Here is a 21,397-nt window from a genome sequence, read left to right on the forward strand (position 1 = left end):
GAATATATGCTGTTGATAATTGGTGTTGTAAGTGGGATTGTATATTTGGTTACAAGAGATATTTGCTATGATATGGGGGTAACTGGTTATTGGATGCTTCCAAATAGTCATGTCGGTTTAATTTTTTTAATTAATAGATTTTTTAAGTGGGTTGCTATCATAAGCATTATTGTTTTTATTTTTCAGTTGATATTTTAAGGTAGTAGCATGTTGATTATTGTGATTTTGTTTTGTTCTTTTATTTGGTTGTTTTTAGCAGAAGCAGAAGAGTGGGTGCGTTGTAAAGAGCCACCATTTTGTCCTGTAATATTTTTTGTTAGATTTATTTGTGGATTTGTGGTTATTGCGGGAATAATAAAATTGATTATTGGGGCTTTCTCATAAATAGAAATATTTTGTTATAGAGTTTTTGGCTTGACTTTTTGGCTCTTAAAGATTATAATTTCAATCCTTTTTATTTGTCGGGGCGTAGCGCAGTCTGGTTAGCGCACTTGGTTTGGGACCAAGGGGTCGAAGGTTCGAATCCTTTCGCCCCGACCACTTCTTTTTAAATACTTATTGCTAATGGTGGGCGTAGCTCAGTTGGTTAGAGCATCAGATTGTGGTCCTGAGGGTCGTGGGTTCGATTCCCATCGCCCACCCCATTGCTTTCTTAATTTTATCTTTAAAATAACTTTTGAAAGCTTATGTTATTTGGTTTTAAATCTTTGTAGCTTATAATACTTTAATAATTTTTGGCAAAGTGTGGTAATGTTTCAAAGAAATGTGTTTTATATTGCAGGATATGATCCTCGCAGTTATCGTTATTATTATGCTTTATTAAAAGATAATCTTATAAAACAAAATGCTATTAGTCATTTGGGGCTAGAAATTTCTCCTTGCCAATTTACTCATAAAAAAGAAATTTTTTGTCAAATTACCTCGCAAGAATCGCAAACAAATTACTATTTCCTAACTTGGGATAAGGTTGTAAGGAAATATTGGTCAAAAACTTTGTGGGATTTTATTTGTGATTTTATTTGTTTTTTAAGGGCTTATATTTTTTCCGGAATTGTTAAGACTTTTACTCAAAAATCAAGAACGCAGCTTTTAGCTGGATTTTATCCGATTGTTTATTTTGTGAGTAGCTATATTTTATGTTTTGTGGTGGCTTATGGCTTGTTTATTTGGATTAAAGAATGGAATCTTTATGCGGCTATGGCTGCAATTTTGGCTTGTTTGTGGGTTGGAACAAAGGGGATTTTATGGTTTGGCAAGAGATTTGCTGTTTTTTGGCTGTCTAATATTTATGCATTTTGTGCCAAATATGCTGCAGGTAAGATTAATGAAATTCCAAGCCTTACTTTGGATTTTAGTCAAAGAATCTTGAAAACTCTTAGGGAGAATCAAAAAATAACCCATTGTGAGACGATTTTATGTGCGCATAGTGTGGGGACTATTTTAGCAGTAAGTGTGATAGCTAAAGTTGTGGAAGTTGCTAAAAAAGAGAATTTGAATCTAAAGAATTTTAAGGTTTTAATGCTTGGGCAGTGTATCCCTCTTGTCAGTTTTCAGAAGCATTGCGAAGTTTTTAAAAAAGAGATGGAAATAGCTGGAAATGCGGGAGTATTTTGGTGTGATTATACTTCAAAGATTGATGGGGCTTGTTTTGCAATGCTTGATTATTATAAAGCTTCAGGGCTAAGTGTGAAATCGCCACCACTTTATCTTTCTCCTCGTTTTTATAAGCTTTTCACCCCTAAAACTTATAAGAAGATTCGATATAATTGGTATTTGGCACATTTTTTGTATTTGTATGCAACAGAGATTGGTGGTGGATATAATTATTTTGAATTTATTAGTGGAGAAAAAACTTTGGAACAGAAGGTAAAGGAGTAGTTATGGGGCAGTGTCCATTTTTTCCAAAACCGCACAAAACTAAGGCATCCTTATTGACAACTTTTTTCTTAAAAAGGCGTTCGTGGCTTGATGGATTATATGAAAGAAGCTATAAGATGAAATCAGGCAGAGTAAAAATGCCTGGTTTTGATTTATATATTGCAAATCACCCAAAAGATGTTAGGCGTATTATGGTGGATGAAGTAAGGGAATTTCCAAAAAGTGATTTGCTACACGAACTATTAAGCCCTTTGCTTGGAGAGAGTATTTTTACAACTAATGGGGAAGTTTGGAAAAAACAAAGGGAGCTTTTGAGACCCTCTTTTGAACAAGCAAGAATCAGCAAAGTATTTGGTTTGATGAGTGATGCGGTTAGTGATTTGATGAGCAAGTTTAGGGCTTATCCAAATAAAGCGGTGATTGAAGTTGATGAGCTAATGACTTTTGTAACTGCTGATGTGATTTTTCGCACGATTATGTCTCAAAAACTTGATGAAGTTAAAGGCAAACAAGTTTTGGAAGCCTTTGTAGTTTTTCAAGAAGAAACTATTCATACAGCCATTAAGAAAATGTTTCGTATCCCAAAATGGTTGGTGAATCTTTTTGGAGAGAGAAAACGTGTTAAAGCTGGAGCACTTATTAGAAAAATTTTAAGTGATATTATTAAACCGCGTTATGATTCTTTTCATAAAGGTGAGATTGGGGAATATCAAGATATTCTCTCTTCGCTTTTAGCAGTAGTTGAGGTAGAAAGCGGTAAGCCTTTTAGCTTTGAGGAGATTTTAGATCAAGTAGCTATGCTTTTTTTAGCAGGGCATGAAACTACAGCAAGTTCATTAACTTGGACGCTTTATATTTTGAGTATATCGCCTAGAGAGCAGGAAATGGCTTATCAAGAGATTATAAAAGTGGCAGGTGAAGAAAATTTTAGCATTGGGCATTTAAGAAAAATGAAATATTTAACCAATGTCTTTAGAGAATCATTAAGGCTTTATCCGCCAGTTGGATTTTTTGCAAGAACGGCTAAAAAAGAGACAAAAATTCGCAATAAGTTAGTTAAAAATGGATCAGGAGTGGTGGTGGCTCCTTGGCTTATTCAAAGGCATAGTGATTATTGGGAGAATCCTCACGAGTTTGACCCTACTCGCTTTGAGAGAGAGATTAAAAAAGATACTTATTTGCCCTTTGGAATGGGAGAGAGAATTTGCATTGGACAAGGCTTTGCTATGCAGGAAGCCATTTTGATTTTGGCAAATATTTTAAGGGAATATAAGTTAGAATTACAGGAAGATTTTGTGCCAGATGTGGTAGGAAGGCTTACGATTCGCTCGGCAAATGGAATGAAGATTAAATTCACTAAAAGAGAAAATTAATTAAAAATGAAAGAAAAACTAGCAGGAACATTACTTTTATGTGCATTAGTTCCCTTAATGGTTATTGGCTATTTGCTTATAGTGTTTGTTGGAACATTTGGTAAAGTTAGCCGTGTGCGTCAAGGTGTTAGGGCATTGGATCATTTTGTCAATGCAACACTTTTTAATGGCTATGCTTGGGAATCAGTCTCTTCTCACGCGTGGAGAGAAAGAGATAAGAAGTGGGCTAAGATTGTGATTAAAATTACAGATTTTTTTCAAAAAGATCACTGCAAAAGAGCTAATTCAAGAGAGCAACCAATTATTGATTTAATGCTACGAAAGCATCTAAATGAACAAACTATTGGAAGGCAATTATAAGAAGTAGCAATGCAAACTTATCTTTTTACTGGGGCAGCTGGATTTATTGGATCGCATACCGCGTATTGTTTTTTAAAAGAGAGTGATTGTAAAATTGTAATTTTGGATAATCTTTGCACAGGATTTAGCGAGAATGTAGAGTTTTTGCAAAAGAAATTTCCCAATAGAGTAGAGTTTGTTAGTGGAGATTTTGGTGATAAAGTTATTTTAGAGAAAATTTTTTCTCAACAAAAAATTGATGCTATTATCCATTTTGCTGGGAGTTTAGTTGTTTCTGAATCGGTTTTTGATCCTTTGAAGTATTACCAAAACAATGTTGCTAATACTCTTAATCTTTTGGAAATGGTCGCAAAATTTAAGATTAATGAGTTTTTATTTAGCTCAACTGCAGCAGTTTATGGAGAGCCAAACACAACACAGAAAATAATAGAAACTACACAAACTGCTCCGATTAATCCTTATGGAGAATCAAAGCTTGTGGTTGAAAAGATTTTGCGGGATTTTGAAGTAGCAAATCCAGAATTTAAGAGTGTGATATTGCGATATTTTAATGTTGCAGGTGCTTTGAGCGAGGGAGGGCTTGGGCAAAGAAGCAAGAATGCTACTCATTTGATTAAAGTAGCGTGTGAATGTGCTTGTGGAAAGCGTGATAAAATGGGGATTTTTGGTGAAGATTATGCGACAAAAGATGGGACTTGCATTCGTGATTATATTCATATTGATGATCTAGCAAAAGCACATTTTGAGTGTCTTAAAACTTTGCAAAAAGAGAGGGTTTCGCAAACTTATAATGTGGGTTATGGAGTTGGATTTAGTGTTAAAGAAGTCATTGAATGTGTAAAAAGGGTCAGTGGGATAGATTTTAAGGTTGAGATTGAGCCAAGAAGAGCTGGAGATCCTGCAATGCTTGTGAGTGATAATAGCAAAATTCTAACTCGCACGGAATGGAAACCCAAGTATAATAATTTAGAGCTTATTTGTAAAAGTGCGTATGAATGGGAAAGAAAAATGGATTAGTTAGCTTAATTTACCATAGAAACTCCTATTAATCTGCACCTTATCAATAAGAAAACTTCTAAAGCGTTCAAAAAGGGTTTGATTAATTTTATATTTTTTTGCCGCTTTCCAAAATTTATTAAGTGATTCTTGGTAGGTTAGTCCTTGGATGTTATAAAAGGCGTTTCCGCAAACTTTTGTGGGGCACTTATGAAGAATACTTGAAAGTCCTGTTGTGCTATTAATAACTACGCAACCAAGAGCATTTTTTAATAGAGTTGGAAGATGAATATCGTGAATGTAAATCACTCTTTGATTTACATTGTATTTACGCGTTTGTCTTTTGATGAATTTTTTATAGTTTTTATAGCCCCTATCCATTGGATGGTGTTTGATAACTAGAAAATGTTGCTTTTTGGAGTATTTTGCAAAAGATCGGATAGAGTTTTTAATAAAACTTTCAATTCGTCTGCCTTCAAAATGATTTTTGATTTGCGTATCATTATAGACTTGTAAGACAACAACAAAATAGTTTTTCTTAGAATCTAAAATAAAATCTCTATCTTCCTTTTGGCTAAAGCGATACCAATGTTTTCTAAAAAGCGATAAAAACCAAGGAAACATTTCTGTGAAGCTCAAGCTTCTGTGGTGGAGTTTGTTGTTAAAATACCAGCCCAATAAAAAAGCCCCAAACCAATAAAGAAAAGCAAACCAAGCCATATTTCTAAAGCTATGTTTGACATTTTTTTCTTCTTGAATGGGTTTATTTTTGTAAGTAAGGTAGAAATTTGGGTCTTTAGATAAAGTGGAATTGGCATTGACGCCATCTTTTTCAAAAGTGATGAAATTAGGGCGGATATAACCTTCTTCAAAAATATAAGTTTGGAGATTGAGCGATCGGGCAACTTTTACTGCGATTTTGTGGATAGGGCGACAATCATTAAACATAATCACGCAATCAATGTGATAAGTTTTGCAAAATTCTTGTAAAAAAGTTTCAAGGTTAGCTAGAGAACCACGATAGGATTTTGCCCCAAAGGGGTAAAAAAGAAAATCTCCCCCATTAAAATTGATTTTGTAAATTTGATTTTTGGGGGATAATAGCTTTGAAAAATGATAAAAAAAGGGCCCAACAGGACCTTGCAAAAGGAGAATTTTGCGGTTTTGAAATTGTTGTATAACTTCTTTTAACTGCATAGATTAGTTATTTGTTAATATCTAAAACTACGCTTGTAGCAATAGCGATTTGATAAAGGATCTGTGCTAAGACACTTGTGATTTGTAATCCTCTACCTGTTTCAATAGCGGGTAAGACAAGCAAGGAATCACCTGGTTTAAGACTTGGCGCACTTGCAAAGGAATACCAACTTGAATCATAGCGTTCTGCTTTTCCATTGGCACGAATGACAAGAATACGCTTTTTGTTGGCTCTTTCTGTGAAGTCTCCCGCAAGTTTAATATAATAGTTAAGATTTTTATCTTCTTCATAAATAAAAGCACCAGGTAATGCCACTTCTCCTTGCACTAAAACAAGATTATTTTTAGTTGGGACATTAATAACATCTCCTTCTTCAAGAATCGTAGTGGTATAAGCACTTTTGTTTTCAAGGACAATTTGACCTTTTGGAGTAAGGCTTTTTGCGCGTTCAATAAATTCAAGCACCATCTTAGATTGGCTTGCGCGCATAGAAGCTTCCTGTGCGGTTACAGATGAGGAGGTGAGTGCTAGAGTTTCTAGTTCTTTTAGTTGAGCTTCAATGAGTTTTTTCTGTGTTTGTGAGACACTTTGGCGGAAGACTTGAATGGCATCTAAATTAGATTGTGGATTAGGTTTGATTTTGAGCACAACTTCTGCAAGGGTAGTGCCTTTTTTGACAACCATAGAGTGCATTCCATTGTGCTCACCTTGAATTTCAATGGTAATATTTTCTGCACTATAATCAGGGCGAAATTCTACTTCATCACCGACTTTTAGAGTGACACTTGCAAATTCTTTTTGTTTATAGGAGTTAATGTCAATTTTGTTGTTAGCAAGATAGGATCGCACAATTGCATTGGTTACGATAGGTTTTGCTCCAGAGACTCTTGCGAGATCTTCTAGGGTTTTAATATCGTCTTTTAATTCAAATCTAAAAGGTTTCTGCACATCACCTTGAACAAAAACATAGCTTTCAAGGTTTTTTACTAAAATCACATCACCTGTTCTAAAAGGGAAAAGTTTCATTTTTCCACTAAAGAGAAAATCATACAAATCCACTTGTAAAGCCACTTTGTTATCTCTTAGTATCTCAATATTTCTAAAACTTCCATAATCTAAATTAATCCCAGAAGCTTTGTCTAAATATTGAATAATGGAATCAGAGCTTAGCCCTTGATAGAGTCCGGGTTTATTGACACTTCCAGTTACAAAAACCGAGACATTTTGATAAACATTCATATCAGCATAAACAAATACATTTTTCTTGTAAATTTTAGAAATACCTTGTTTTAATACTTTAACAAGGTCTCCATTGCGCACTCCAAGCAAATTGATTGCACCTACTCCAGGCACAAAAACATTACCTTGTGAATCCACCATTAATTCTTGTTGAAATTCAACTGCCCCCCACATTCTAAAGTTAATCTTATCGCCAATTGCGATTTTGTAATCAGGATTATAAAGGGATTGAGAGACTTTAGTAAAGTTTCCATTAAAGAGATTTGCGCCAAATACGGGTGGGAGAATAGGGGTTTGAGTGGTTTGCATTGTTTGTATGGAGGTATTAGGTGTGGTATTGGGATTTATGGTTTGTAAATCCATTGGAATGTTTTGGGTAGCAGAAGTGCTAGGAATGCTTGTGATAGAAGAAATATCAACTCCATAAGTAAAATGTGCCGTAAAAATAGTTATTAATAAGATTTGAAATAGTCTTTTCATTAGTATCTGTGCTCCTCTATAATCATAGTAATTAGTTTGATGATTCCATATATTACTGAAAGAATGACAAAAATAGTGATGATATTATACAGCGTTCTTGGGTAGGTCGGGGATTCTGGCTTATTTGCTCCTTGAATCACAACAAGCTGCTTGATTTTACGGCTTGATTCAATGCGTGTGGTTTCAATGGAGGTTAGTGCCACCGTGTAAGCATCTTGTGCAAATTGTGCTTCGATAGTGAGATCTTGAAACTTTGCGGCAAGATCATTTAGCCTTTTGCTACTTTTGGTGGAAACAATCTTGGAAGTTTCTTTATCAAGTTGCTCCTTTAGTGCATCAATTTCAGACTTTAACATCACGATTTGTGGCGCATCTTCGTTAAGATAGCTACGCATTGTGGCAAGTTCGGTTTCTTTGGTGGAAATTTGACTTTCAATAGTGTTAGTAAGGCTTGCTTTAGCTTCAGCTTGTTTTAGGGGATCAAAAACTCCATAACGCGCTTGAAAAGCTAAAAGATTATTCTTGGCATTTTGTAATCGTTCTTTGGCTTTAAGCAACTCTTTTTCAGCAAATGCCATTTGTTCTCTAGCGGCTTTATGGGAAACTTCATTTACAAAGCGTTCGGATTCTTTTAAGATTGCATTAGCAATCATTTCTGAATCTTGGGGAGTGAAGCCTTCAACTTCAACTTTTAAGAGTCCAGAAACATCATCAAAGATGATTTTAACTCGATTTTGATAAAACTTAAGAAAATCTTCTTGACTTGATTGTTGCCCTAACGCAAAGAAAGGATCTTTCTTTTGTGCTTGGTAGAGAAGTTTTAAATGCACTTCTTTATCTAGAATCTTTAGCATATCTAGTGAGTGAATGTATTCTTGCAAAAAGAGCACATCTTCTCTGGCACCCGCGTTAATTCCTACAAGTGAAGCTAAACCACTTACAGGGGAAATATCATTGCTCATTGAGCGCACACTTAGAATAATAGAACTCACATACCTATCTGCTGCAAAGAATAAATAATATAAAATCACTGGAATCATAAGAATATATACGATTTTAAAACTTTTTAGATAGGTTGAAATTTTTTGAGCTTTTGGTTTTTGAAACAAGATTTTTAACTTTTCCATTTATTTTCCTTGATAGGCTTTAATGCCTTCTTCCACATCATCATAAATTGTTACCACTCCATTATCAAGATGAATGATTTTATCACACCATTTGCGAATCTCTGAGAGACTATGAGAAACAAGAATTACTTTAGATTTGCTGAGTTTTTCTTGATAAAGTTTAGTGCTCTTTTTTTTAAAGGTTGGATCACCAACGGCTCCTGCTTCATCAATGAGATAATAATCAAAATCAAACGCCATACTCATCCCAAAAGAAACTCTAGCTCTCATCCCCGATGAAAGCACATTAACAGGCTCATCAAAGAATTTTCCAAGCTCGGCAAATTCCTCTACAAAGGCAATTTTTTCTTTGAGTGCTTCACCTCTGTAGCCATAAACGCGTGTAAGGAATTTAATATTATCCCTTGCAGTGAGTGTGCCTTGAAAAAATGCACCAAGCCCAATAGGAAAGGAGATTTTTTGATCAGTGATTACCTTGCCCCTATCGGGCATATCCATACCCCCTAAGATTCGCATTAAAGTGGATTTACCCGCACCATTTCTGCCCATTAGTCCAATGCTACAATTATCAGGAAAGGTGAAGTTTAAATCTTTAAAGACATAATGCCTCTTGCCACTATTAAGTGGGTAGGATTTGGTGAGATTTTTAAGCTGTATCATCGGATTTGTCCTAAATATTTATAGCGGAAATAATAAAACCAAAGCCCAATAAAAAGCAAAATAATGCCAAATGAAAAGGGATAGGTAAAATTGATGCCTTCAATCTTTGGATAACCATCAAAATAATTTTCTCTTAAAAGCTCAAGAAATTGTAAGACAGGGTTATAAAGCAAGAATTCTACAATGTGATCAGGAATAATCCACAAGGGATATAAAACTGCCGATCCAAAATACAAGATATTTATTCCATAGTTAATAAAAATTTGGGCGTATTCTAACTCGCTATTTAAAAAAGCCAAGCAAACCCCTAGAGAAAAACCTAAAAAAGCCAATCCCAAAAAGGCGACAAAAACTTCCAAAAAATGAATGGGAAGAATCGGTAAATCCAAAAACCAGCCAAATACCACCATAAAAAGAATAAAAACAGAAAAATAAATCCCCATTTCTAAAAGTGCCCTAGCTATGAAAATATGAATGGGCTTAACAGGTTTGTAAGCAATGAGCGCACGATTGGCTTGCACTCCAGCCATAATTTGTGTTACGATATTTCTAAACATAAAAAAGGGCACAAATCCTGTGACTAAAAACATTTCAATTGGGACTTGTGGAATAGATCTTGCACGAATGAGAGTAAAAATAACAAGAAAAAAAAGAATATGCGTCATTGGCTCACCAATGACCCAAAAATACCCTAATCTCCGATTTTTTCCAAAACGCGTTTTTAGTTCTCTAAAAAATAACGCCTCAATAACATCTCTCATTCTATTTTAGCCACTTTAAATTTTTATTTTATCTTTTGTTGTTTTAGGAATTTAAAATTAAGTATTCTATCTTTTATTTACTTGTATAATGATAAATTTAAAAATTTTATAGGAAAGAATTTTAGTTTGGCAATGATGAGACAAATTTTATTTTTAGCTTGGGTTAGCATTTTTGCTTTTGGGGCAGAGTTTGGAGGGATTGGGGATTTAGAGTTTTTGCCACAAAAAAATCTAAAAATTCTTGTCTTAGATGAAAAAATGCAGGTTAAAAAAGTGCTTAATTTTGATAGCAAAGAATCAAAGCATATTACCTTAGAAGTAGAAAAAGATGAGAAAATTTATTTGACTATTATTTCTAAAGATTCAAATCAGACCAAAAAACAAGCAACAGAGAATCAAGACAAAAGCAAGTTGGCTAAGGCTTTAAAAGAAGAGGGGACTATGGCTAATGTATCTCCTAATATAGAAAAGAGTGCGTATGAAGGGAGGTTTGAGAGAAATCGCTTTATGGGAGGGATTTTGGGATTTGAGCCAGATGGATTTAATTATATTTTGCCTGCCAATGTTAGCACTTCAAAAGAACCAAATCAAGGCAAACAAACCGAGACAAAATTTCAAATTAGCATTAAAAAGCGATTGTATAATGATTTAGTGTTTAAGGATTTGGATTTGTATTTTGCCTATACGCAGCAGAGTTTTTGGCAGCTTTATGATTCAGAGAATTCTAAGCCCTTTAGAGAAAGTAATTATGCACCAAGTTTGTATTTGAGCTACCCATTAAAAGCGTATGATTTGTTTTTTGAGCGAGTTAATTTTGGTTATTTACACCAAAGTAATGGTGGAGATTTAGAGCATTCTAGAAGTTGGGATCGAATCTTTATAGAAGGAATTTATAGTTATGAGAATTTTGCCTTATCGCTTAAAGCTTGGTATAGAATCCCAGAAGATCCTAATAGAGATGATAATAGGGATATTACAAAATATTTGGGATATGGAGAGCTTAGTGTGGGATATGCGTGGAAAAAGCATTTAGTAAGTGCGACTTTGAGAAATAATCTAAGAAGCGATAATCGTGGCTCTATTTTGCTAGATTATTCCTATCCTATTTATAAGAATCTTTATTTTTATTTGCAGTTTTTTAATGGCTATGGTGAGAGCTTGAGGGATTATAATAATTCAATCAATCGCATTGGAGCAGGAATCTTATTTAATCGTTAAGAAGTGCAAGAGTCTTTGGGCTTTTCTTGAAAGGAGAAAGTAAAGGCGTTTTTTTAGAGCATAGAAACGATTGTTTTGGAGCTTTTGTTTCTCTTCTTCTAGGGCATCAATGAGTGCAATTGGGTGGCATAGTTGTAGTGTCTTTGGGTGGATATAGCGAGGATAGAGGATATAAGCACCGGCAATGAGCTCATTAAGGGTTAGCTTTCTTGTGCGTCTAGGGCAAGTTTGTTGATCAGTAGTCAATCCCCAGCCGGCATAAAAAGGCATCCCATAGGTAACCACCCTTTTGCCATATAGCAGGGCTTCAAATCCGCTTAAAGAAGTGAGTGTATGCACTTCATCAACAGCTTCTAAGCAAGAAGGTAGGCTAATGTCAATTAGAATTTCATCACAATATTGTAGCGCGACAGAAGAGGGGATATTTCCGATTCGATTCCCACTTAGCACATCAGGATGAGGTTTGTAAAGAATATAGGCTTTTGGATTTTTTTCTCGCACTTCTTTGAGTAGTGATAAATTAGTGCGTCCATTAGCGCCATAGATGATAGAGGCATCATCTTCTACTTGCCCAGGGATTAGAATCTTGAGTTGATTTGGGGGAAGATTGAGGGATTTATGAGGATTGGTATTGTATTTAGAGATTTTGCTTGTAAGAATCTTGTCTTTTAAAATCTTTGCTTCTTCAAGCAGGGTTTGGTTAAAGGTGGTGTGGTTCAGAATAGTTTCTAAATCGCTTTGAGTGGTGGCATCAAAGTAGATTCCGCTTGCATCAAAGACTTGAGAAAAAGGGCGTGTGAGATCAGAGCCTAATGAAATGGAGCGAATAAAACCATCTTCTATGCGTGTGAGTGGGATTGAGTGTTCTTTGGCGAAGTTTTCAATTTCATTAAAAGATTTTCTCCCCCAAATAAAAATTTCACAGTTTTGCTTAAGGGCTTCTTGGAGTAAGCCTTTTTTGAATACAGATTTAAGATGAGAGCTAAAAAGGGGATTAATGAAAATAATATTTTTGGGATTAAAATTTGGCATGAAAGGTGGGATAAAAGTGTGCTTCCAAGTGGAGAATCCAAACATAAAGGCTTTTTTGTGGGTTTTTATATAGTAATGTTTGTAACGGATAAGGGTTTGCAAGGTGTCTAAAATATCGCTTTTTCTTTGGTAAAAGGGATTATAATAATGAGAATAGAGAATATAACTTGCCGCAAAAACTTCTTCTAGTTTTAATTTGCGTTTGCGTCTAGGGCAAGTTTGTTTGTCAATAGTTAATCCCCAGCCGGCATAAAAGGGCATTCCATAGCATACGCATTCACAGCCCACTAATAGAGCTTCAAAGCCCATTTGAGAAGTTTTGGTATAGACTTTTTTAAAGTGCTTTAGTAAGGATATGGGGTTAAAATCTTCATAGATAAGTTTGATTTGTGCAGGAATCTCGCTTGGATTGAAGTCGGATTTTTTGCGACCACTTAGCACATCAGGGTGAATTTTGAGATAAATTTCACAAGTTGGATTTTCTGTGAGTGCATCTTGGATGATTTGGGCGGTGGTGAATGCATTGGCATTACCATAAATTAGGCTAGAATCATTTTGGGTTTGAGAGATGATGAGGATTCTCTTGGGAGTGGAATCTGTGGGAGTAAAATAATTTTGTGGAACATCTGGAGCGTGATTGTATTTGGAAATGTGGTGTGTGGTGATGAGATGAATGGCTTCTTTAGCAGTTTTTAGCAGGGTAGAATCGGTGTTAAAATCATAGGTGTTTAGGATATTTTCTAGTTGGCTTTTGGTAGTAGAATCATAATAGATTCCAAGGTTATCTTGCACGATTGAGAAGCTTGGAGAATCCTCTATGCCCAAGCCAAAAGAGCGGATAAATCCATCTTCAAGCAAGAGGTAGCTACCGCCAAATTTTTCGGCAAGAAAAAGAGCATTTCTACCGGATTTTTTGCGCCCCCAGCCTAGAAATCGTTGCCCCATGAAGAATTGTCTTAGGTTGTAAAAATGGTAGTTTTTTCTTATTAGTAATTTATTTTTCATGATCAATTAAAACTCTCATTGTTTTTTGGTATAATATTACCACAAATATAGCGTTATTCATAAGGGGTAAATATGGACCGAATTGACTATTCAGCAAATAAGATTGTGCTTCAAGAATCGGAGAAGTATATTGAGAATTACCAAAATATGAGCAAAAAAACAGCGGAAGACATATTTGCCTATAGAAACTCGCTAGATATGCTAGGAAGAGGCTTAGAAGTATATGAGCAATTGTATTTTTATGATTTTAAAAGTTTTTCTGAACATAAGTGTTTAACAATTACATTTCATCCACACCCGAGAAAATTTCTATTAAGCAGCCAAAGGTTTTTTGGTGATGTTTTATATATGTCAACTCGAGGCAACACTACTTATTATTTGTATGGGGTTGACTATTTCGTAAAGATGGTTTTAGATTTAATACGAATAAAAAAATATAAGCATATTTGTCTTATTGGTAGTTCTAAAGGGGCAAGCGGAGCATTAGTTTTAGGAAAAAGACTTAAAGAGGCGGTTGTGCGAAATCGTCTTAGAAGTAGGATTACGGTTACCGCATTTAGCCCCATGGTTGATCTAAGGGTAAGCGATAAAACCCCTCCATCTTGCAAGACTTTAGAATACTTGTCAGAGGCAAATTATTTTTACAAATATTTCTTTGCTTTGGGGGGGGGGGGGTGAAGGGCGTATAGATAAAATTTTTGACACTAAAGAGGATGATTTCTTTGTGGTATATGGCGAGAAATCGCATATAGATGCCTATCATTCTGAACTGTTGCAAGGGAAGGTGGAATTAATCAAGCTCAGTGGGATTAATACTCATGGGACGATGGCATTTTTTCCATTTGATGATATTAATGAAAGTTATTATCTAAAATTATATAATGCAATAGTGAGGCAGCAGCTAAATGATGTCGATATGAGTTTTATAGACAACCAAGCAGAGATGATGTCTTTTGAAGAATTTAAAAAGGTAGCTATAGAATGTAGAAGACTATACTTTAAGAAATTATTCCCTATGGCAGTTGATAACGCCAATGTAAGGTTATATAAAAATGAAGAATTTTTGGATATTTTGAAAAATAAATTGTCCAATTCGGTTAAAGAAGCTGAGCAATTAAAAAAAATGTTATCAGAAAAAGACAGAATTATATCGCATATGCAAACGGAGCTAGAATTAGACCACAAAAAAACTATTAAAGAATTTGCGGGAGAGCTATGGATTCTAATTATTAGCCTTTTTAAAAAAGTTAAGATATTAAAGAAAGGACGCTGTGGATAATAAAAGATTATTTAAGCCTTTTTTGTGAATGATAATATTTTATATGTTAGAATTTATGACAGCTTAGGCGAGTGGCAATTTAGAATAGTTTTTGGATTATAGGAGTAGCTATGTTGGAAGTGGCAAGAAAAAAGTTAAGTGGCTTAATGCAGGATATTAAAGAGTATTTTGTGTCCTCAGAATATGAGATGATGTTTTATAAAAAAGAGCTGAATCAGTGCAATAATGTTTTTTATATATCGAATTTAGGGCAGCTTAAGCAAGTGGAAACTCTAATCGAATTTGAAGAGCTATCTAATAATTGTCTGGTAATCGGGTATACGCGTGCGAATTTAGAAATGCCAGATTTCATTTTAGATAAAGCCGATAAAAGAAAATTCCAAAATATTATTTTGGTGGAACTTGTTGTAAGTGTGAATTATTTGAAGCCAGGGAGAATTAAACAAATTTGTCGCATTTATAAAAAATTATCTCAAAATATTGAAACAAAAGAGCTATATTTATTAAGTGTAGAGGGGCATTATGGAATTTTTGCGCATTACATGAAGCAAAAAGGTGTCCTTATTAATTTGTTAGAGGAGGGCACTGCAACATACAAGTTTGAACTTAAAAATGGAAAGATACATGTTAATGCCCCAGCAGTTAGAATGGGGAGGTATACTGAAATATTTTGCACATTGAGTGGAATAAAGAATATGTTGCTAGTTGGAGAATTTAATAAAATATATGCAGCTTTTCCAGAAAAATTGAGAGGTATATTTAAAGCTAACGAGATTATTTTATTTTTTGCTCATATTAACATTAAGCCAAGTGCAAACTTGGTTGAAATTATAGAAAAATATAAAATAACTGGAGATGACATTATTTTTGTATCTCAAAGATTTGATATTGATCTCAATATTTTTATAGAAAAAATATTAGATATTTTGGAGGCATATGTTGTTGCCTATAGACAGAGAGTGTTTGTAAAGCATCATCCAAAAGAGAGTGAAAAACAAATTTCTTTGTTTCGCAGCAAAATTATTGCTAGAGGGTTTAGTCAGAATATAATATCTGTGTCTGATAAAGCCTTTCTTGTTGAAAATATATTAGATATAGTTGAAACTAAGATTTTAGTGGGATTGACTTCCACTTCTTTAATTTATGCTCAAAAGCTTAATAAAGATATTGTAGTTCATTCTGTTGTGCCGTGGTTTTTAAAAAAAGTATTTTTTTTAGAGAAACAAAAAAAACAAATGCTTTCTTCGCATTTCAATGAATTGCAAAAGACATTTGATGGATTTAAAATTATAGAAGATGCAGGAGCGATAGTGGCAGGAGATATATGTAGTGACACTCCTAAAAATAGCGATGCAACAGCCTTGATAGATAAGGCAAATCAAGGTTTTGTAGAAAAAAAAATTTTGCAAGCAATTTTTTATTATAAACAATCCGAAAGTAAAGATATTTTTTTGCGTATGCCCCATATATTATATAACATGCTGTATTGCTGGGATGCTTTAGAAAATGATTTTCAAAAATATAGAATAATTATTAAGTATTTGCAGCTGGATGTTGTTTTGGAAAAAAAAGAAGAAGAGTTTGTTTTCGCTAAACTCATGCAATTTGTTGATATGTGTTTAAGAGAAGGAAAATTTGAAAAATTTGAAAAAATTGAGCAACTCGCATTAGCAAAGCAAGAAAAATTTTTATATTTTGATGTAGGGGTTATCAGGCTTAAAAAAATGCTTTATTTGGAGCGTTGGGATGATGTTTTGAGGGCTTTTGAAGACTTGAGAGAAAGTAGTAAAAAGCGGTATTTTATTGTTTTTGAGATTGTAAGGTCATTCATAAGAGAAGAGAATATGGAGTTTGAGGAGGAATTAAAAGAAATAGATGATAGGGTTGTGGGAGAAAGTCTGAAGCTGTTATATTTGTATAGTTGCAAGAAATATAGTGATATTTATGATTATATTGTTGAGATTAAAGATGCTAACCCTTACTTATACCAACAATATCACAATAAAATAATTATACAAAAAAAATATTCGACACTTATTGAAAGTTTTAATGTTGATAATATCTTGGAATATATGATCAACAATGAAAAAAAACAGTTTTTTGCTGAGGTTAGTGATGTTTTATCGAAATATAATGTTGAATATAGAATTGGAGATATTATCGAGGCATTAAATGGCGACCAGATAAAGTTAAAGACGCAAGATATGGAAGATTTAATTTGTGCACTTAAAGGCTTTGAAGGACTTGCTGAGTTTTGCAAACGCGAAGATGATATGGGTTTAATTTGCCGTATTTTGACATTTGAGTTTGCTGGAAATTTGTTGGAAAATGAGCGTAGCTAGTAATTTAAGTGTAAAATATGGTATGATATTTAGAAAATAAGGATAAATAAACAATGAAAGCGATTATGTATCATTATGTTAGAGAGGGCAGTCATCAATTACCTTTTTTTAGGTATTTATCAATTGAAAATTTTTGCCGTCAGTTGGATTATTTTGAACAACAATATGGGTTTGTGAAAATGGAAGATATTGTCAATTGTTTTATTTTAAAAAAAGACAATTCTTATCAAACCATTCATAATAAGGTATTGCTAACATTTGATGATGGAGTAATAGATCACTATAGTTATGTATATCCAGAGTTGCTAAAGAGGGGTATTGTTGGATTATTTTTTGTTTCAACGGGAGTTTTTGATTCTAATAAGGCGTTAGATGTTCATAGAATCCATTATTGTCTTGGCAGGATGGGGGGGGGGGGCTTGTATGCGACTACTAAATAAAATTATTACAGATGATATGTTGGAGTATGATTATGATATAAAGTCAAACATTTATACAAAACAAAAAAATGATGAAGCTACTAAAGAATTCAAATCTGTTATGAATTACTTTTTGAAATATGAATATAGAGAAGCTGTGTTGGATCTTATAGTTAAAGAGATTGGGATTGCCGATCAAGATTTATTTAAAGAGCTTTATATGTCGATGGATAATATGCAGGAAATGCAAAAAAATGGCATGATATTTGGTAGTCATAGTGTTAAACATTGTGTAATGTCAAAATTGAGCAGGGATGAGCAAGAAAAAGAAATAAGGAATTCATTTTTATTCTTGGAGAGAAATTTGGATATGCGAAAATTAAAAATATTTTGTTATCCATATGGTGGCTTCCATACTTTTAACGAAGATACCTATGAGGCTTTAAAAGAAAATAATGCAATGTTTGCCTTTAATGTTGAGTCACGAGATATTGAATATAAGGATATTTTACAAAATCCTTATACTCTGCCAAGATATGATTGTAATGAGTTTGAGTTTGGTCAAGCTAGTTTGGGTGTCTGCTAATTTTGGAGATTAAGTAGAAATGTATTATAAGATTTAGAGGTATTTTATGTCTGAATATGATATTAGGTATTGCAAAATAGATGAAGTGGGTAAACTGGTTGAATTTTTAAGGAAGCATTGGAAGGAAGATCATGTATTTGTTTGTAATCGCAAGGTGCTCGATTTCCAGCATTTGGATGAGGAAAATCAGAGATATAATTTTTTGGTTGCGCACAACATCAAAACAGGACAGTTTGATGCTATATTAGGTTTTATTCCTACAAATAAATTTGATTGTAAGTTAGAAACACAAGATGTATGGTTGGCTATTTGGAAGGTAAAAAAGCAGTATGCTAAAACAGGTATTGGATTGCAATTGCTTATGGAAATAATGAGGATATACAAGAATGGAAGTGTAGGGATAATGGGAGCCTCCGAGGATGCTATAAAAATATATAAGGCATTAAAATATATGATGGGGGAACTTAATCATTACTATATTGCTAATTTTAATATCAAAACTCAATTGGCTTATTTTAAAAATAGACACGAAAGAAACATACAAAATATACAAAACAGGTATTGTATAAAAAAAATCAGCAAAGAATGCTTAATTGATAGTGCCTTGGAGTATAAATTTAAGCCTTATAAAAGTATAGAGTATTTCATAAATAGATACCATAATGCAGAGTTTTATGATTATAATTTTTATGGAATTTATGAAGACAATTTGATATTGGCTGCATTTGTTGCTAAAATCATCGAAATAAAAGGAGCAAATTGCATGAGAATAGTTGATTGGATTGGGGAGTTTGTAGGTGATATTTATTATCCAATACAGCAGTTGCTAAAAAAAGATAATTTAGAATATATTGATTTAGTATGTCTTGTCCCAAAGAGGAATCATGAGATCTTAAATATGGGTTTTACACTGAAAGACAAGAACGATGTAGTGCCTAATTATTTCGAACCTTTTATAAAAAAAAATGTTATAATTACAGTTGCTTGGAAATCTAATGACAATGGTTATGCCTTTTTTAAGGGGGATAGCGATCAAGAAAGACCAAATTTCTTAAAAGATTAAGAGCGCTTAATAGTTAAGGAGATTTTATGGAAAGGCAAATTCAAGAAATTATAATTGAAATACTACGGAGTTTGGCTGATGAGCTAGAAAATGATAATTTAAAAAATCCTAGCTTGGAGACAAAAATTTATGGTATAGAAGGAAATTTAGATTCTTTGGCTCTGGTAAGTTTTATAGCGGATTTGGAAAGTGAATTAAGCGAGAAATTAAATATCGATATGGTTTTAGCAGATGAAAAGGCCATGAGTATGCGAAATTCTCCATTCAAAGATGTTGAGAGTTTAGCTAATTATATTACCAAAAAACTTCAGGAGCAAGAATAGTGCAAAAAGTTATCGTTATTACAGGAACTAGGAAAGGTATAGGAAAAGAGTTGGCGGAACATTATTTATCCCAAGGTTTTATGGTTTGCGGTTGTTCGAGAGGAGAAGCCAGTATAATACATGGTAATTATAGACATTTTTGTCTTGATGTGAATGATGAAAAAGCTGTGGCATCTATGGTAAGAAATGTAAAAAAAGAGTTTGGTTGTATTGATATATTGCTTAATAACGCAGGGATAGCTTCTATGAATCATATTTTAACAACTCCCTACAAAACAATACAAAATATTTTTAATACTAATGTCTTTGGAAGTTTTTTGTTCATTAGAGAGGTGGCGAAAGTTATGGTTCAAAACTTTAAAAAAACAAAAACTCAGAAAAGAATAGTAAATTTTGCTACCGTTGCCACACCTTTACGTCTTGAGGGCGAAGCGGTATATGCTGCCTCAAAAGCAGCTATTGTTAGTTTTACGCAAGTGCTGGCAAAGGAATTGAGCGAATTTAACATTACTGTAAATGCTGTGGGACCAACACCAGTTCCAACGGATTTAATCAAAAATGTTCCTAAAGAAAAAATGCAAGCTCTCCTTAATCAACAAGCTATAAAACGCTTTGGAGAATTTAAGGATGTGCTTAATGTTGTTGATTTCTTTATCGATGAAAAAAGTGATTTTATAACAGGACAAATAGTCTATTTAGGTGGAGTAAATGGATAAATTTAAAAATGCTTTTTTGAATAAAATTTTTTGCGAGAATCAAGAACAATACGTGCTAGTTTATGAAGAGCAAAGATATACTTATGATGATTTATGTAACAATGTAATTAACAAAATCAACCTACTAACGAATCTTGGAGAGATTAATACTATAGGTATTATAGGGGATTATGACTTTGAAAGCATAAGTTTATTTTTAGCGTGTATAGAATTAAACAAAATTATTGTCCCATTTATAAATGAAAATGAGATTAGTAATAAACTAACAGAAGTTAATTGCGACATTATATTGAAAGGCGATGAGTATCAAATTCAACAGAAAAATCACAAAAATCACGATTTAATTCAAAAACTTATTAATGAAAATAAACCAGGATTGATTTTATTTTCAAGTGGTAGCACAGGGGTGCCAAAGGCAGTGGTACATAATTTTGAAGCCATAATAGATTTGCACATTACCAAACAATATAATCCTACTAAAACCCTTGGTATTTTCTTGCCCGACCATATTGCAGGCATTGATGTGATGCTTTCTGTTTTGGGTACAGGCGGTAGTCTTGTTATTCCAAAATCGAGAAAACCCAAAGATGTATTGGAGGCAATGCAAAGATATAAAGTGGAAATACTACCAGCTTCCCCAACACTTCTTAGGCTTTTGACACTCAGTGAAATGGAAAAATGTGATTTAGATTCGCTGAAGCTTATCGTATATGGTAGCGAAAGGATGGATTCTAATCTTTTACAATTTTTGCAAAAGATTTTGCCTAATGTAAGATGTAAGCAAAGTTTTGGAACGAGTGAGACAAATGCAATAAAAACTAGAGATCATGATACAAAAGAGGGATATTTTAAAATCATGAATTGTAGTTATAAAATTTTAAATAATGAACTTTATCTAAAATCCAAAACTCAAGCCTTAGGTTATTTAAATGCGGATAATTCTGTATTTGATGATGAAGGATATTTTGCCACAGGAGATTTGGTTGAAGTTATTCATAAAAATAACGAGGAATATATAAAAATTATCGGAAGAAATAAAGAGGTAATTAATGTTGGAGGAGAAAAGGTATTGCCCCAAGAAGTAGAAGGAGTATTAATGCAAATACCTTTCATACAAGATTGTTTGGTGTATGGGCAGAGTAATCCTTTAACTGGACAGAGTGTTCGTGTTAAAATTGTGTTGCAAAAAAATGAAAATCTCGATGCCTTAGAGGCTAAGAAAAAAATAAGAATGTTTTGCAGAGATAAATTAACTAGCTATAAAATACCCACTAAAGTAGAAATTGTTCAAAAGCTAGAAATTAGTGAAAGATTTAAAAAGGTGAGAAGATAGTTTAGGGGG

General features: G+C 33.5%; 22 protein-coding genes and 2 tRNA genes. 18 read left to right on the forward strand and 6 right to left on the reverse strand.

What is annotated here, in order from left to right; translation table 11 throughout:
• The first annotated feature begins 6 nt into the window (after positions 1-6).
• The 8 genes from HCAN_RS00715 (at position 7) to galE (ending at position 4,628) form a co-directional block, all read left to right on the forward strand.
• Positions 7-198 carry a hypothetical protein gene (locus tag HCAN_RS00715; protein ID WP_034556379.1) on the forward strand — a complete coding sequence of 64 codons (192 nt, stop codon included), beginning with the start codon at positions 7-9 and terminating at the stop codon, positions 196-198.
• A gap of 9 nt (positions 199-207) precedes the next feature.
• The gene (locus HCAN_RS08190; RefSeq protein ID WP_006656027.1) at positions 208-384 is read left to right on the forward strand and encodes a hypothetical protein; all 177 of its coding nucleotides are present in this window, start codon (positions 208-210) and stop codon (positions 382-384) included.
• 78 nt (positions 385-462) lie between these two features.
• A tRNA-Pro gene (locus HCAN_RS00720) sits at positions 463-540 on the forward strand.
• A 27-nt stretch (positions 541-567) separates the two neighbouring features.
• Positions 568-644, forward strand: a tRNA-His gene (locus tag HCAN_RS00725).
• Between the two features lie 106 nt (positions 645-750).
• Positions 751-1,878, forward strand: a complete 1,128-nt coding sequence (locus HCAN_RS00730) for a hypothetical protein (RefSeq protein ID WP_006656026.1) — start codon at positions 751-753, stop codon at positions 1,876-1,878.
• Positions 1,879-1,880: 2 nt separating this feature from the next.
• Complete coding sequence (locus HCAN_RS00735; RefSeq protein WP_006656687.1) at positions 1,881-3,251, forward strand: cytochrome P450; 1,371 nt, start codon at positions 1,881-1,883, stop codon at positions 3,249-3,251.
• A 6-nt stretch (positions 3,252-3,257) separates the two neighbouring features.
• The gene (locus HCAN_RS00740) at positions 3,258-3,611 is read left to right on the forward strand and encodes a hypothetical protein (RefSeq protein WP_006656024.1); all 354 of its coding nucleotides are present in this window, start codon (positions 3,258-3,260) and stop codon (positions 3,609-3,611) included.
• Positions 3,612-3,620: 9 nt separating this feature from the next.
• Positions 3,621-4,628 carry a UDP-glucose 4-epimerase GalE gene (gene galE / locus HCAN_RS00745; RefSeq protein WP_006656023.1) on the forward strand — a complete coding sequence of 336 codons (1,008 nt, stop codon included), beginning with the start codon at positions 3,621-3,623 and terminating at the stop codon, positions 4,626-4,628.
• On the opposite strand, the gene kpsS is transcribed toward galE, so the two are convergent.
• From kpsS to kpsM, 5 genes are read right to left on the reverse strand one after another with little or no spacing between them, the layout of a single operon-like run.
• A complete protein-coding gene (gene kpsS, locus HCAN_RS00750) occupies positions 4,629-5,804 on the reverse strand; it encodes a capsule polysaccharide modification protein KpsS (protein ID WP_006656022.1) in 1,176 nt (391 codons plus the stop codon).
• A 7-nt stretch (positions 5,805-5,811) separates the two neighbouring features.
• Entirely contained in the window at positions 5,812-7,524 is a 1,713-nt protein-coding gene (locus HCAN_RS00755; protein WP_006656688.1) for a polysaccharide biosynthesis/export family protein, read from the reverse strand.
• Positions 7,524-8,651 (reverse strand): KpsE/RkpR family capsule polysaccharide export protein, encoded by a 1,128-nt coding sequence (locus HCAN_RS00760; RefSeq protein WP_006656689.1) that lies wholly within the window; start codon positions 8,649-8,651, stop codon positions 7,524-7,526. Before HCAN_RS00760 ends, HCAN_RS00755 begins: the two co-directional genes overlap by 1 nt.
• Positions 8,652-9,311, reverse strand: a complete 660-nt coding sequence (locus HCAN_RS00765; protein WP_006656018.1) for an ABC transporter ATP-binding protein — start codon at positions 9,309-9,311, stop codon at positions 8,652-8,654. It lies immediately after the preceding gene.
• A complete protein-coding gene (kpsM, locus tag HCAN_RS00770) occupies positions 9,308-10,072 on the reverse strand; it encodes a capsule polysaccharide transporter KpsM (RefSeq protein WP_006656017.1) in 765 nt (254 codons plus the stop codon). Before kpsM ends, HCAN_RS00765 begins: the two co-directional genes overlap by 4 nt.
• Before the next feature lie 132 nt (positions 10,073-10,204).
• Here kpsM and HCAN_RS00775 point away from each other — a divergent pair, with 132 nt between their 5' ends.
• Positions 10,205-11,290 carry a phospholipase A gene (locus HCAN_RS00775; protein WP_006656690.1) on the forward strand — a complete coding sequence of 362 codons (1,086 nt, stop codon included), beginning with the start codon at positions 10,205-10,207 and terminating at the stop codon, positions 11,288-11,290.
• Here HCAN_RS00775 and HCAN_RS00780 read toward each other — a convergent pair.
• On the reverse strand, positions 11,276-13,267 hold the full coding sequence (locus HCAN_RS00780) for a capsular polysaccharide biosynthesis protein (RefSeq protein ID WP_231232572.1): 1,992 nt from the start codon (positions 13,265-13,267) through the stop codon (positions 11,276-11,278). The genes HCAN_RS00775 and HCAN_RS00780 overlap by 15 nt on opposite strands.
• Positions 13,268-13,399: 132 nt before the next feature.
• On the opposite strand from HCAN_RS00780, the gene HCAN_RS00785 reads away from it, so the two are divergent.
• The 9 genes from HCAN_RS00785 to HCAN_RS00825 all read left to right on the forward strand — a co-directional run bounded on the left by HCAN_RS00785 (position 13,400) and on the right by HCAN_RS00825 (position 21,388).
• On the forward strand, positions 13,400-14,005 hold the full coding sequence (locus tag HCAN_RS00785; RefSeq protein ID WP_034556380.1) for a hypothetical protein: 606 nt from the start codon (positions 13,400-13,402) through the stop codon (positions 14,003-14,005).
• On the forward strand, positions 13,983-14,606 hold the full coding sequence (locus HCAN_RS00790) for a hypothetical protein (RefSeq protein WP_034556381.1): 624 nt from the start codon (positions 13,983-13,985) through the stop codon (positions 14,604-14,606). Before HCAN_RS00785 ends, HCAN_RS00790 begins: the two co-directional genes overlap by 23 nt.
• Before the next feature lie 110 nt (positions 14,607-14,716).
• Positions 14,717-16,948, forward strand: a complete 2,232-nt coding sequence (locus HCAN_RS00795) for an alpha-2,8-polysialyltransferase family protein (protein ID WP_006656691.1) — start codon at positions 14,717-14,719, stop codon at positions 16,946-16,948.
• A 53-nt stretch (positions 16,949-17,001) separates the two neighbouring features.
• Positions 17,002-17,388, forward strand: coding sequence for a polysaccharide deacetylase family protein (locus tag HCAN_RS08195; protein ID WP_034556382.1), 387 nt, complete (start codon positions 17,002-17,004; stop codon positions 17,386-17,388).
• Positions 17,321-17,953, forward strand: a complete 633-nt coding sequence (locus HCAN_RS08110; RefSeq protein ID WP_172617259.1) for a polysaccharide deacetylase family protein — start codon at positions 17,321-17,323, stop codon at positions 17,951-17,953. Before HCAN_RS08195 ends, HCAN_RS08110 begins: the two co-directional genes overlap by 68 nt.
• Before the next feature lie 46 nt (positions 17,954-17,999).
• Positions 18,000-19,016 carry a hypothetical protein gene (locus HCAN_RS00810; RefSeq protein ID WP_006656010.1) on the forward strand — a complete coding sequence of 339 codons (1,017 nt, stop codon included), beginning with the start codon at positions 18,000-18,002 and terminating at the stop codon, positions 19,014-19,016.
• A gap of 26 nt (positions 19,017-19,042) precedes the next feature.
• The gene (locus HCAN_RS00815; protein WP_006656009.1) at positions 19,043-19,339 is read left to right on the forward strand and encodes a hypothetical protein; all 297 of its coding nucleotides are present in this window, start codon (positions 19,043-19,045) and stop codon (positions 19,337-19,339) included.
• A complete protein-coding gene (locus HCAN_RS00820) occupies positions 19,339-20,055 on the forward strand; it encodes an SDR family NAD(P)-dependent oxidoreductase (RefSeq protein WP_006656008.1) in 717 nt (238 codons plus the stop codon). Before HCAN_RS00815 ends, HCAN_RS00820 begins: the two co-directional genes overlap by 1 nt.
• The gene (locus HCAN_RS00825; protein WP_006656007.1) at positions 20,048-21,388 is read left to right on the forward strand and encodes an ANL family adenylate-forming protein; all 1,341 of its coding nucleotides are present in this window, start codon (positions 20,048-20,050) and stop codon (positions 21,386-21,388) included. The genes HCAN_RS00820 and HCAN_RS00825 overlap by 8 nt, the downstream gene beginning before the upstream one ends.
• Positions 21,389-21,397: the final 9 nt, after the last annotated feature.

Origin of the sequence: Helicobacter canadensis MIT 98-5491 (genome assembly GCF_000162575.1) — a bacterium.
Taxonomy (GTDB): Bacteria; Campylobacterota; Campylobacteria; order Campylobacterales; family Helicobacteraceae; genus Helicobacter_D; species Helicobacter_D canadensis.